Annotated in this window: 13 protein-coding genes and 1 pseudogene; 7 read left to right on the forward strand and 7 right to left on the reverse strand. The window is 70.4% G+C overall.

Features of this window, described 5'->3' with window-relative positions:
- Positions 1-43: 43 nt before the first annotated feature.
- Positions 44-259, forward strand: coding sequence for a heavy-metal-associated domain-containing protein (locus G5C66_RS06630; RefSeq protein WP_165110172.1), 216 nt, complete (start codon positions 44-46; stop codon positions 257-259).
- Positions 260-268: 9 nt separating this feature from the next.
- Here the strand turns inward: G5C66_RS06630 and G5C66_RS06635 are convergent, their stop codons facing one another.
- From G5C66_RS06635 to exaC, 7 genes are all read right to left on the reverse strand, one after another.
- The gene (locus tag G5C66_RS06635) at positions 269-880 is read right to left on the reverse strand and encodes an MBL fold metallo-hydrolase (RefSeq protein WP_165110173.1); all 612 of its coding nucleotides are present in this window, start codon (positions 878-880) and stop codon (positions 269-271) included.
- Positions 877-1,977, reverse strand: coding sequence for an S-(hydroxymethyl)mycothiol dehydrogenase (locus tag G5C66_RS06640; protein ID WP_165110174.1), 1,101 nt, complete (start codon positions 1,975-1,977; stop codon positions 877-879). Before G5C66_RS06640 ends, G5C66_RS06635 begins: the two co-directional genes overlap by 4 nt.
- Before the next feature lie 152 nt (positions 1,978-2,129).
- A complete protein-coding gene (locus G5C66_RS26405; RefSeq protein ID WP_277602111.1) occupies positions 2,130-2,252 on the reverse strand; it encodes a hypothetical protein in 123 nt (40 codons plus the stop codon).
- 20 nt (positions 2,253-2,272) lie between these two features.
- Entirely contained in the window at positions 2,273-2,554 is a 282-nt protein-coding gene (locus G5C66_RS06645) for a hypothetical protein (protein WP_165110175.1), read from the reverse strand.
- A 1-nt stretch (position 2,555) separates the two neighbouring features.
- A complete protein-coding gene (gene acs, locus G5C66_RS06650) occupies positions 2,556-4,499 on the reverse strand; it encodes an acetate--CoA ligase (RefSeq protein WP_165110176.1) in 1,944 nt (647 codons plus the stop codon).
- Positions 4,474-4,884 carry a DUF779 domain-containing protein gene (locus tag G5C66_RS06655; protein ID WP_165110177.1) on the reverse strand — a complete coding sequence of 137 codons (411 nt, stop codon included), beginning with the start codon at positions 4,882-4,884 and terminating at the stop codon, positions 4,474-4,476. Before G5C66_RS06655 ends, acs begins: the two co-directional genes overlap by 26 nt.
- A complete protein-coding gene (gene exaC, locus G5C66_RS06660; protein WP_165110178.1) occupies positions 4,884-6,407 on the reverse strand; it encodes an acetaldehyde dehydrogenase ExaC in 1,524 nt (507 codons plus the stop codon). Before exaC ends, G5C66_RS06655 begins: the two co-directional genes overlap by 1 nt.
- Before the next feature lie 146 nt (positions 6,408-6,553).
- Here exaC and G5C66_RS06665 point away from each other — a divergent pair, with 146 nt between their 5' ends.
- The 6 genes and pseudogenes from G5C66_RS06665 (at position 6,554) to G5C66_RS26735 (ending at position 12,699) form a co-directional block, all read left to right on the forward strand.
- Positions 6,554-7,765: a helix-turn-helix domain-containing protein gene (locus tag G5C66_RS06665; protein ID WP_165110179.1), complete on the forward strand. Its 1,212-nt coding sequence runs from the start codon at positions 6,554-6,556 to the stop codon at positions 7,763-7,765.
- A gap of 1 nt (position 7,766) precedes the next feature.
- Positions 7,767-9,008, forward strand: coding sequence for an iron-containing alcohol dehydrogenase (locus G5C66_RS06670; protein ID WP_165110180.1), 1,242 nt, complete (start codon positions 7,767-7,769; stop codon positions 9,006-9,008).
- Positions 9,009-9,018: 10 nt separating this feature from the next.
- Complete coding sequence (locus G5C66_RS06675; protein ID WP_165110181.1) at positions 9,019-10,386, forward strand: MadS family sensor histidine kinase; 1,368 nt, start codon at positions 9,019-9,021, stop codon at positions 10,384-10,386.
- Positions 10,387-10,404: 18 nt separating this feature from the next.
- Positions 10,405-11,088 (forward strand): MadR family response regulator transcription factor, encoded by a 684-nt coding sequence (locus G5C66_RS06680; protein ID WP_165110182.1) that lies wholly within the window; start codon positions 10,405-10,407, stop codon positions 11,086-11,088.
- A 466-nt stretch (positions 11,089-11,554) separates the two neighbouring features.
- Positions 11,555-11,932, forward strand: a pseudogene (locus G5C66_RS27055) (DUF222 domain-containing protein); the annotation flags it as partial.
- 155 nt (positions 11,933-12,087) lie between these two features.
- A complete protein-coding gene (locus tag G5C66_RS26735; protein WP_338144090.1) occupies positions 12,088-12,699 on the forward strand; it encodes an HNH endonuclease signature motif containing protein in 612 nt (203 codons plus the stop codon).
- Positions 12,700-12,775 lie beyond the last annotated feature (76 nt).

Genomic DNA, 12,775 nt, shown 5'->3' on the forward strand with positions numbered 1-12,775 from the left:
TCCGGGGCCACGAAGGCACTGGGAAACCCACGAGGAGACCGCCATGCAGACCGTTCAGCTGTACGTCGAGGGCATGCGCTGCCCTCGCTGCGTCCGTGAGGCCACCGCCCGGCTCCGGGACCTCCCGGGCGTCGCCACCCTCACCGCCGACCGCGGCACCGGCCAGATCACCGTCACCGGAGACGTCTCCGCCGCCGACCTGCTCGACGCGCTCGCGGGCAGCAGCTTCACGGCCGAGGTCCTGCACCCTGCTCGGTGACCGGCTCCGTCAGGCCAACGCCGCTGCCTCCGCCGCGATCGTGGTGTCGTCGCCGTGGCCGGTGTGGACGACCGTGTCACCGGGGAGCGCGAACAGCTTGGCCTTGATCGACGCCTCGATCGTGGGCCGGTCGCTGAAGGAGCGTCCGGTCGCGCCGGGCCCGCCCTGGAAGAGGGTGTCGCCCGTGAACACACAGCCGAGATCGGCCGACCACAGGCAGACCGCACCCGGGGCGTGGCCCGGCGTGTGCAGGACCGTGAGCGAGGTGTCACCGATCTCGATCACCTGCCCGTCGGAGAGGTCGGCGTCCCAGAGCTCGTCGGTGTGGGTGAGCTCCCACAGCGGCCTGTCGTCGGGATGGAGCAGGATCGGCGCCCGGACGGCCTCGCGCAACGCCGGTGCGACGCGTACGTGGTCGTCGTGCGCGTGCGTGCACACGATCGCCTTGACCCGGCGGTCACCGACCACGGCGAGGATGTCCTCGACCGAATGAGGGGCGTCGATGACCAGGCACTCCTGGTCATCGCCGACCACCCACAGGTTGTTGTCGACCTGGTGGGTCTCGCCGTCGAGACTGAAGGTGCCGCTGGTGACCGCGTGGTCGACACGTACGCCGCTCACAGGACCACCACCGAGCGCAGCACCTCTCCGCGGTGCATCTTCTCGAAGGCGGCCTCGATGTCGCCGATGCCGATCTCCTCGCTGACGAAGACGTCGAGGTCGAGACGACCCTGCTGGTAGAGGTCGACGAGCATCGGGAAGTCGCGGCTGGGGAGGCAGTCGCCGTACCAGCTGGACTTGAGCGCGCCACCGCGGCCGAAGACGTCGATCAACGGGAGGTCGGGCACCTTCATGTCCGGGGTGGGTACGCCGACGAGCACCACGGTGCCGGCCAGGTCGCGAGCGTAGAAGGCCTGCTTCCAGGTCTCCGGGCGACCGACCGCCTCGACGACGATGTCGGCGCCCTCGGCACCTGGGTAGGTCTCGGCGGCGATCCGCCGGATCTCCTCCACGGCGTCGGTCGCCGACGAGTCGACGGTGTGGGTCGCGCCCATCGTCTTGGCCTGCTCGAGCTTCTTCGGGTCGATGTCGACGGCGATGATCGGGCTCGACCCGGCCAGTGCCGCGCCGGCGATGGCAGCCATGCCGACGCCGCCGCAGCCGATGACGGCGACCGACCTGCCGCGGGTCGCACCCCCGGTGTTGATGGCTGCGCCGATGCCGGCCATGACACCGCAGCCCAGCAGCCCGACGGCGGCGGGCCGAGCGCTCGGGTCGACCTTCGTGCACTGACCGGCCGCGACCAGCGTCTTCTCCGCGAACGCGCCGATGCCCAGCGCAGGCGACAGCTCGGTGCCGTCCTCGAGGGTCATCTTCTGGGTCGCGTTGAACGTGGCGAAGCAGTACTGCGGCTCGCCTCGGTTGCACGCCCGGCAGCTGCCGCAGACCGCGCGCCAGTTGAGCACCACGAAGTCGCCGGGCGCCACGCTCGTGACGTCGGGACCGACCGCCTCCACCACGCCGGCGGCCTCGTGGCCCAGCAGGAACGGGAACTCGTCGTTGATCCCGCCCTCGCGATAGTGGAGGTCGGTGTGGCAGACCCCGCACGACTGGATCTTCACCACCGCCTCACCCTGGCCGGGGTCGGGCACGTTGATCGTCACCAGCTCCACCGGGGCTCCCTCGGCGCGGGCGATGACGGCCTTGACCTGCTGCATATCTCTCCTCTCGAGGCACCGGAGGCGTCCGGTTCCTGGTACATCATTCTGGAGGTTTCTGATATATCTCAGCAAGGGCTGATCCCGGCGACGAGCGAGTTTCGGAGATCTGACGGCCACAACGGCCCGAGTCGTACGCGACTTCGTCACGTTCAGCGCAGAAGCTGTGCCAGCACCCGCAGCCAGCGCGGACGCGGCAGCACGCCCTCGCGAGTGTGCAGCCCGAGCTCGTGGAACACCTCAGGGCAGCTGCAGCTGTAGGTCGCGGTCTTCATCGATCGTCCTCCTCTTGGGGTCACATGGCACTCAGGGATCCCGACACGGTGCGGGTCGGACGGGCCGCGCCGGAGCAGGTGGGGCACCACCGGCGGACGTCCTCGGACCGCAGCTGCCAGAACGCGTGCCAGCCCTGGGCGGGCGCACCACAGAGGGTCAGCGGGGTGCCGATCCGCTTGAGATGCGCCTCGCCCCACGGCGCGGGAGCCGAGGGCCCGGCGGCGGGCTGGCGGTGCCGGGCCACGATGATCCAGCTGCGTCCGATCGTCCTGGGATCGACGCCGGTGGCAGGGGCGGTCATCTCACCCCTCCGCGATCAGCGCCATGACGCTCGGGTCGCTGAGCGTGGTGGTGTCGCCGACGTCTCTGCCCTCGGCGACGTCGCGCAGGAGACGGCGCATGATCTTCCCGGACCGCGTCTTGGGCAGCTCCGGGACGATCGTGATCTGCCGCGGCTTGGCGATGGCTCCGATCTCCCTGGCCACGTGGTTGCGCAGCTCCTGGACCAGTGCCTCGCCGGTGTTGCCGTCCCCGGAGCGCAGGATGACGTACGCGACGACCGCCTGCCCGGTGGTCTCGTCGGCGGCGCCGACGACGGCTGCCTCGGCGACCCGCGGGTGGGAGACCAGCGCCGACTCGATCTCGCTGGTCGAGAGGCGGTGGCCGGACACGTTCATCACGTCGTCGACGCGGCCCAGGATCCAGATGTCGCCGTCCTCGTCCCTCTTGGCACCGTCGCCGGCGAAGTAGTAGCCGAGGTCCGCGAAGCGGGTCCAGTACGTCTCGACGAAGCGGTCGTCGTCCTGCCACAGCGTGCGCAGCATGGCCGGCCACGGCTTGGTGAGGACCAGGTAGCCGCTCGACCCGTTGGGCACCGAGCGACCCTCCTCGTCGACCACGTCGGCGCCGATGCCGGGCAGCGGCCGCATCGCCGAGCCGGGCTTGCCTGCGGTGACCCCGGGGAGGGGACTGATCATCATCTGACCGGTCTCGGTCTGCCACCAGGTGTCGACCACGGGACAGCGGTCGCCGCCGATGACGTCGCGGTACCAGAGGTACGCCTCGGGGTTGATCGGCTCGCCGACCGATCCGAGGAGGCGCAGCGAGGTGAGGTCGTACTCGTCCGGGATCTCGCGTCCCCACTTCATGAAGGTCCGGATCGCCGTCGGGGCGGTGTAGAAGAGGGTCACGCCGTACTTCTCGATGATCTCCCACCAGCGACCTCGGTGCGGGCTGTCCGGGGTGCCCTCGTAGAGCACCTGGGTGACGCCGTTGGCGAGCGGGCCGTAGACGATGTAGCTGTGGCCGGTGACCCAGCCGATGTCGGCGGTGCACCAGTAGACGTCGGTGTCCGGCTTGAGGTCGAACACCGCGTGGTGGGTGTAGGCCGCGCCGGTCAGGTAGCCGCCGGTGGTGTGGAGGATGCCCTTGGGCTTGCCGGTGGTGCCCGAGGAGTACATGACGTACAGCGGGTGCTCGGCGTCGAACGCCTCGGGGATGTGCTCGGGGGAGGCGCTGTCGACGGCGTCGTGCCACCACAGGTCGGTGGCGTCGTCGAACGGGACGTACTCCCCGGTGCGGCGAACGACGAGGACGTGGTCGACCGGGCTCTGGCTGCCGAGTCGCGCGAGCGCGGCGTCGACGGCCGGCTTCAGCGCCGAGGGCCCCCCGCGCCGGTAGCCGCCGTCGGAGGTGATGACCAGCTTGGCCCGGCAGTCCTCGATCCTGGAGGCGAGGGCCTCGGCCGAGAACCCGCCGAAGACCACGGTGTGGGTGGCGCCGATGCGGGCACAGGCCAGCATCGCGACGATGGCCTCGGGGATCATCGGCAGGTAGATCGCGACCAGGTCGCCGCTGCCCACGCCGAGGGCGGTCAGCGCGTTGGCCGCTCGGCAGACCTCGTCCTTGAGGTCGGCGTAGGTGATGTCTCGGGTGTCGCCGGGCTCGCCGACGAAGTGGAAGGCGACCTGGTCGCCGCGGCCGGCCTCGACGTGGCGGTCGACGCAGTTGTACGCCGCGTTGAGCTTCCCGTCCGCGAACCACCGAGCCCGGGGTGCGTCGGACCAGTCCAGCACCTCGGTGAACGGCTCGGCCCAGGTCAGCCGCTCGGCCTGCTCGGCCCAGAAGCCCTCCAGGTCGGAGGCGGCACGGGCGTACGCCTCGGCGGTGACGTTGGCGGCGGCGGCCAGGTCGGCGGGCGGGTCGAAGCGGATCTGGTGGTCAGTGCTGAGCAGTTTCTCGGTCAAGGCGCTGTGCCTCCTCGTCTGTGAACAGTCGCGACCGGATCAGGAAGCGCACGCCCTCGGGCGCCTCCAGGGAGAACCCGGCGCCGCGTCCGGGGACGACGTCGATGGTGATGTGGGTGTGCGACCAGTACTCGAACTGGGAGCGCGACATCCAGACGGGCACCTGGTCGTCCAGCCCGATGTCGAGGTCGCCCAGGTGGATGTCGGCGTCGCCGAGCATGAAGTCGCCGCTCGGGTAGCACATCGGGGCGGAGCCGTCGCAGCATCCGCCGGACTGGTGGAACATGACCGGCCCGTGGTTACCGACGAGACGGCGGAGCAGCTCCGCCGCCTCGCCGGTCACGGCGACCCGCGCCGGAAGGGAGGAGGCGTGGGTCGCGCTCATCAGAAGAACCCGAGGGCGTCGGGGCTGTAACTGACGAGCAGGTTCTTGGTCTGCTGGTAGTGGTCGAGCATCATCTTGTGGGTCTCGCGACCGATGCCGGACTGCTTGTAGCCGCCGAAGGCGGCGTGGGCCGGGTAGGCGTGGTAGCAATTCGTCCAGACGCGGCCGGCCTTGATCTCCTTGCCGGCACGGAAGGCCTGCGACCCGTCGCGCGACCAGACGCCGGCACCGAGGCCGTACAGGGTGTCGTTGGCGACCTTGAGGGCGTCGGCCTCGTCGTCGAAGCCGGTCAGCGAGACGACCGGGCCGAAGATCTCCTCCTGGAAGATCCGCATCGAGTTGTCGCCCTCGAAGACGGTGGGCTGCACGTAGTAGCCCTCGGCGAGGTCGCCCTCGAGGATGTTCCGCTCGCCACCGGTGAGCACCTTGGCGCCCTCGTCCTTGCCGATCTCGATGTAGGACAGGATCTTCTCGAGCTGGTCGTTGCTGGCCTGGGCGCCGATCATCGTGGTGTCGTCGAGCGGGTTTCCCTGCTTGATCTTCTCGACCCGGGCGATCGCGTCGCCGACGAAGTCGGAGTAGATCGAGCGCTGGACGAGCGCACGCGACGGGCAGGTGCAGACCTCGCCCTGGTTGAGGGCGAACATGGTGAAGCCCTCGAGCGCCTTGTCGTAGAAGGCGTCCTTCTCCGCGGCGACGGAGTCGAAGAAGATGTTCGGGCTCTTGCCGCCGAGCTCGAGGGTCACCGGGATGATGTTCTGGCTGGCGTACTGCATGATCAGCCGGCCGGTCGTGGTCTCACCGGTGAACGCGACCTTGGCGACGCGGGGCGAGGAGGCGAGCGGCTTGCCGGCCTCGACGCCGAAGCCGTTGACGACGTTGAGCACGCCGGCGGGCAGCAGGTCGCCGACGAGCTCGATGAGCTTGAGGATCGACCACGGGGTCTGCTCGGCGGGCTTGAGCACGACCGCGTTGCCGGCGGCCAGGGCGGGCGCAAGCTTCCAGACGGCCATCAGGATCGGGAAGTTCCACGGGATGATCTGGCCGACGACGCCCAGCGGCTCGTGGAAGTGGTACGCCACGGTGTTCTCGTCGATCTCGCCGATGGTGCCCTCCTGGGCACGGAGCACACCGGCGAAGTAACGGAAGTGGTCGATCGCGAGCGGGATGTCGGCGGCCAGGGTCTCGCGGACCGGCTTGCCGTTCTCCCAGGTCTCGGCGACGGCGATGGCGGTGAGGTTCTCCTCCATCACGTCGGCGATCTTGAGCAGGGTGTTGGCCCGCTCCGTCGTCGAGGTCTTCCCCCACGACGGAGCGGCAGCATGTGCGGCGTCCAGGGCGGCCTCGATGTCCTCGGCGGTGCCTCGGGCAATCTCGGTGAACGGCTTGCCGTTCACCGGCGAGATGTTCTCGAAGTAGGCACCCTTGACCGGGTCGACCCACTGGCCGCCGATGTAGTGGCCGTAGCGGCCTTGGACGGTGACCAGCGAGTCGGGCTGGCCGGGAGCTGCGTATACGGTCATCGGAGTTTCTCCTCAGGCAAAGTCAGGCATTCGGGCGTGATCGTGGTCACAGACGCTAGGAACGCCGAGGTTGCAGCCACGTTGCGCGACCGATGCAACGTGAATGCAACCTTCAAATGTGACCCTCGTCACCAGAGGAGGTCCGGATGAGCGATACGAAGCAGAGCCCCTCGATGCGCGCAGCCGTGGCGGACTCGTGGCACCGTTCCGCTGCCGCCGGGGTGACCGCCGACGATGCGTGCGCGCCGATCACGCTCCCGGAGGACCAGCTCCGGGACGTACGCGCGGCGCATCCGCTGGCGCGGGTGTTCCCGCTCCTCGACGACGTGCTCGGGCAGGCGGCGCGCGACTGCGACGCGATCATGGCGGTCTCGGACGAGGCCGGCCAGCTGCTGTGGGTGTGCGGTGCCCCGGCGGCGCTCCGGCGCGCGGAGCGGATCGGCTTCGTCGAGGGCAGCAACTGGGACGAGCGGCTCGCCGGCACGAACGCACCCGGCCTCGCGCTCCGGCTCGACCGGCCGACCAGCGTCATCGCCGCCGAGCACTTCCGGCGCTCGGTGCAGCCGTGGAGCTGTGCCGCCACCCCGATCCACGACCCGGGCGACTCCCGCCTGCTCGGCGTCCTCGACATCACCGGCGGAGACTCCATCGTGGTGCCCCAGACGATGGCGATGGTGCGCGCTGCCGCGAGGCTCGCGGAGTCGGAGCTCGCGCGCGAGCAGCTGCTGCCGAGGCAGCCCGAGACCCGGCCGGGCTGGGCCCGGATCGCCGTCGAGACCCTGGGCCGCCAGGACCTGCTGCTCTCGATCGACGACGGCCGCGGCCATCGCGCGCAGCTACGGCTCTCGCCGCGGCACAGCGAGATCTTCCTCCTTCTCGCCAGCGCCCCGCGCGGACTCTCCGGCGACGAGCTCGCCGTCCTGCTCTACGAGGACGACGGCGGCTCCTCAACGCTCCGCGCCGAGCTGAACCGGCTGCGCAACCTGCTCGGGGACGAGTTCCTGGCTTCCCGTCCCTACCGACTCACGACCGAAGTCACCGGCGACTGGCTGGGGGTCGAGGCACGGCTCGCGGTGGGCGACGTCGCCGGCGCGCTCCGCTGCTATCGCGGGCCGATCCTGCCGCGCTCGGTCGCGCCCGGTGTGGTCCGGCTGCGCGAGACACTGGCGCAGCAGCTGCGTGCCGCTGTGCTCCAGTCGGGCCAGCCCGACCTGGTCTCGACCTGGACCCGGTCGGCCTGGGGCGCCGACGACTACGAGATGTGGCTCCGCCTCCGGGACCTGCTGCCCGCCGGCTCCCCGCTGCTGGCGCTGGCCGACGGCCAGATCGCCCGCCTGGACCGCGAGGTGGGTCTCTGAGATGACCGCCGGAACCGCACCCACGGCCGTGATGGCGCGCACCTGGGAGGTCTCGCCCCGGCAGGAGCCCGTCCTCCCGACCACGGCCCCGCTCGACCAGGTGGTGAAGTTCCAGGCTCCGGAGGTCGTCTTCGGGCCTGACTCGCTGGGCGAGGCGGGCTACGCGGCCTCCCGGCTCGGTGCCCGGCGGCCGTTCGTCGTGAGCGATCCGGGCATCGTCGAGGCCGGGTGGGTCGACGAGCTGCTCCGGCTGCTCCGGGCCGAGGGGCTCACCCCGGTGCTGTGGACCGATGTCACCCCGAACCCCAAGGACCACGAGGTACGCCGCGCCTACGAGAGGTACGTCGAGGCCGAGGCCGACGTCATCGTGGCGATCGGCGGCGGCTCCTGCATGGACGCCGCGAAGGGCGTCGCGGTGCTCTCGGGCAACGGCGGCGACATCCTCGACTACGCCGGGATCGACCAGATCGCCCGACCGATCCCGCCGATGCTGATGATCCCGAGCACCTCCGGCACCGGCGCCGACGTCTCCCAGTTCTGCATCGTCACCGACACCGACCGCCGGGTGAAGATCACGATCATGGGCCGCGCGCTGGTCCCGGACGTCTCCATCACCGACCCCCGGCTGCTGACCACGATGCCGGAGGCGCTCAACGCCGCCACCGGCCTGGACGCGTTGACCCATGGCATCGAGTCGTACGTCTCGCTGGCGCACAACCCGCTGGCCGACGGCCACGCGATGAGCTCGGTGGCTCTCGTCTGCCGTCATCTGCGCTCGACCGTCACCGATCCGGGCGCGATGGAGCACCGCGCGATGATGGCGCAGGCGAGCCTGCAGGCGGGACTGGCCTTCACCAACGCGATCCTCGGGGCCACCCACGCGATGAGCCACCAGGTCGGCGGGCTGCTCGACGCCCCGCACGGAGTGGTCAACGGCGTCCTGCTCCCGCACGTGATCCGCTACAACGCGCGCTCGGTCCCGGAGCGGTTCGTCGGCCTGGCCCGGGCCGCCGGGCTGCCGGTCGACGGCGTCCCCGGAGACGTCGCGGCCGAGATGCTGGCCGACCACGTGCGGCGCCTGGCCGACGACGTCGGTGTGCCCCGTGGCCTGCGGGATCTCGGGGTGACCGACACCGACCTCGACACCCTCTCGGTGACCACGCTCGACGACGCCTGTCTCACCACGAATCCGCGACCGGCGAGCCGCGCCGAGATCCACGCGCTCTTCCGGGAAGCCCTGTGAAGGTGGTCCGGTGAGCGCCCCCGATCTGGCAGCCCTGACCGGCGTACGTTCCGGCAAGCGGTCCTACTACCGCGCGTTCCTGCGCTCCGACGAGCGGATGCAGCAGGCCGTACGCGCCATGGACTCGATCTCACGCGCACTCGTGCGCACGGTGGAGGGCCCGCGGGCGCTCCTGGAGGAGGTGGCTCGCGCGGCCGCGGTCCACCTCGCCGCCGAATGGACGATCCTGGCGCTGACGGACGGCCACCTGACGGGAGCTCGGCCCCGGTTCATCGTCGTCGGTCACGACGGCCAGGTGGTCGGCGACGAGGAGGAGCTCCCCGGCGTCGTACGCCGCGAGCTCGGCGCGATCCGGGCGGGCCATGCCACCGGGGCGCCGGGGCCGGCTCGCTGGGTGCGGGTGCCGATGACGCTGGAGAGCGTGATGATCGGCAGCCTCGTCGGCCTCCACGGTCTCGCCGACGACCCGGAGCCCGGCGACCTGTCCGTGCTGCGCATCCTGGCCAACGAGGCGGCGGTGGCGCTGCACACCTCCGAGCAGTACCAGGCCGGGCTCGCTCAGCACCGCCGCGCCCAGCGGCTCTACGACGAGGTCGGCGCCCGGGAGCGCGACCTCGAGCAACGGACCCGGGAGCTGCGCCAGGCCGAGGAGCGGCTGCTGGTGGCCCGGCAGCGCGAGCTGGTCGACCACGAGCGCCACCGCATCGCGCGCGAGCTCCACGACAGCGTGACCCAGTTCGTGCTCTCGGCGGGGATGTCGGTCGAGGTCGCGCGCGGCGAGACCGAGGAGCTTGGCCCGGCCGGGGAACGGATCGGCGAGCTCCTCAACACCGCCAAGCAACTCACCCAGGACGCCGTGGAGCAGCTGCGCCGGGCGATCTACGCCCTGCACCAGCCGCATCGCGACACGGTGTCGTCGCTGCCCGAGCTCCTGCACGAGGTGGCCGAGCACCACCGCCCCCATCTGGACGTCTCGGTGCGGGTGGAGGGCGAGGTGTGCCCGATGCCTGCGGAGGCCAAGCACGACATCGCCCGCGCGGTCGGCGAGGCGCTCTTCAACGTGGCGGTCCACGCCGAGGCCTCCCAGGCCGTGCTCCGGCTCCGCTACCGCAAGCACGAGCTCTACGTCGGGGTCGCCGACGACGGCCGTGGCGACCCGAGCCTGCTGGCCCGGAAGCTGCGTCTCGAGCGCGGTGCCTCGATCGACGGCAGACACCGCGGCCTGGCGAACATCGAGACCCGGATCAGCGAGCTCGGCGGCACGGTCGCGTTCCGGCGCTCACATCTCGGCGGCGTCCGGGTCGAGCTCCGGGTGCCGCTGCCGGTCGTCGACCGCGGCCGAGGAACGATCTGCGGGCTCATCGAGGACCCGCAGTAGCCGCTTCGAGGAGGAACCATGAACACGCTCAGCCCACCGCAGGCGATCCCGGAGCAGGCCACGGCCGGCATCGACGTACTGCTGGTCGACGATCATGCGATCGTCCGTCAGGGACTGCGGTCGATCCTCGAGCGCGAGCCCGGTCTCCGGGTGGTCGCGGAGGCGGCGACGGCGGCCGAGGCGCTGGCCCGGGTCAACAGCGCCCGCCCCGACATCGTGCTGCTCGACCTCAAGCTCTCCTCGTCCTCCGACGCCGAGGGGCTGGAGCTGTGCGCGGCCCTCACCCAGCGACACCCAGAGGCCCTGATCCTGGTGCTGACGACGTTCCTGGACGAGCAGCTGGTGATGCAGGCGATCCGGGCCGGCGCCCGCGGCTACGTCGTCAAGGACGTCGACACGACCGGCCTGGTCCGGGCGATCCGGGACGTCGCGAGCGGCGGCAGCGCCTTCGACGCCCGCTCCGCGGCGGCGATGATCCGCGGCGTGAACATGCCGGTGACCAGCGACGACTCCGAGCTCACCACGCGCGAGCTGGAGGTGCTGGAGCTGCTCGCCCACGGGCTGTCGAACCGTGCCATCGGCCACCGGCTCTACATCTCCGACACCACCGCGAAGTTCCACGTGGGCAACATCCTGCGGAAGCTGGGGGTCAGCCGCCGGGCCGAGGCGGTGTACGAGGCGTCCAAGCTGGGGCTCCTCTGATCCTCGGGGTTGCTGTGCCGTCCCCCGCTCGCCGCGATCGTGTGGGGGGCTTGGTGTGTGTCCGTTGGTCGCGTGTCTGGGTTCCAGCAGCGGTCTGGGTTTTGGTGGGGATACCTGTCCCTGATTGGGTTGGGTTCATTTTGCTTTGTATGGTAGGCTCGGTGCAGGCGTGAACGTGAAGGTCGACCACCTCGAAAGAGGCGTGCCCCCATCATTCGATGTGCGGGTATTCCAGGGGAACCAGGGGCGTGAACGCTGAGCTGCGAGGGTAAGTAATAGCCCGTACTGCCGGGCCTCCGAGACCAGCGAACCAGAACACACCTGCGTGGGTGGGTGTGAAGAGTTCGTACGTCGGGAGGTGACCGCTTCGATGACCACGCTGCAACAACCCCAACACCCCGTCCTCGAGGCAGTGGTTGCAGTCACCAGCGCACTGGACCAGGTTGCGGAGGCAAACCCGGCGTTCATGGCCACCGACCAGAAGGCCACCACCCTGGTCGAGATCGCTCGGGCCAAAGCCCAGCTGGCCGAGCTCGAACTCCGCGTGCTCGCGACCGCTGATGATGTCGCCGCGGAGAGCGCCGCGCGCGATGTGGCGGCCTGGCTTCACCACCACACCCATCAACGTCCGGAAGTACTGCGGGCCGATCTGCGACTCGCGTCTGCGCTGGACCGGTCCTACGGCCTGGTCGCCGCGGCGATGCGGGTCGGGGAGTGCAACCCGGCACAGGCTCAGGTGATCACCCAGGCCCTCGACGAACTCCCCGCCGATCTGGACCCCGAGATCAAGACCAAGGCCGAGGAGACCCTCCTCGCCTACGCCACCCAGTTCGACCCGGCCCAGCTCCGCCGGCTCGGCCGCCGGATCCTGGAGGTCATCGCCCCCGAGATCGCCGAGGCCGAAGAAGCGAAACGCCTCGCCGCCGAAGAAGCCCACGCCCGCAAGAAGACCCGGCTGAGCATGCGCCGCCTCGGGACGGCACCACCCGGATCGCGGCCGTGGTCCCCGATGCGGCCGCGGACCGGCTCGCCACCAACCTGGAGGCGTTCGCCTCACCCAGGCGCGAGGACGGCACCCGCACCGACACCGGCGACTACCTGCCCTACGACCGCCGCCTCGGCCAGGCGTTCTGCCAGCTGCTCGAAACCCTCGACCCAGCCCGGCTGCCCATCCACGGCGGAGACGCCACCACGGTGATCGTGACCATCGACCTCGACCAACTCCGCAAAGAGGCCGGCATCGCCCAGATCATCGGCGGCAGCCCGATCACCGCCGCTGAGGCTCGGCGGCTGGCCTGCACCGCAGGCATCCTGCCCGCTGTCCTCGGTGGTGACTCCGAGCTTCTCGATCTCGGGCGTAGGGAACGCCTCTTCACCGCCGCCCAACGCCGGGCCCTTCTCCTCAGATCCGCCACCTGCGAGGCCGAAGGCTGCGACATCCCCGGCACCTGGGCAGAAGCCCACCACTGGATCGAATGGGCCCAAGGTGGTGCCACCGACCTGGCCAACGCCGCACTCCTCTGCAGCCATCACCACCACCGCGCCCACGACCCCACCTACCTCCACGAACGCCTCCCCAACGGCGACATCCGCTTCACCAGGCGCACGTAAACCGACCGGTCAGATCCAGCCCACCAACACTCCCCGACCCGGCGCATCTGCCCCACCAGAACTGGTCGAGTCGGCG

The organism is Nocardioides turkmenicus, from assembly GCF_011045035.1.
GTDB lineage: Bacteria > Actinomycetota > Actinomycetes > Propionibacteriales > Nocardioidaceae > Nocardioides > Nocardioides turkmenicus.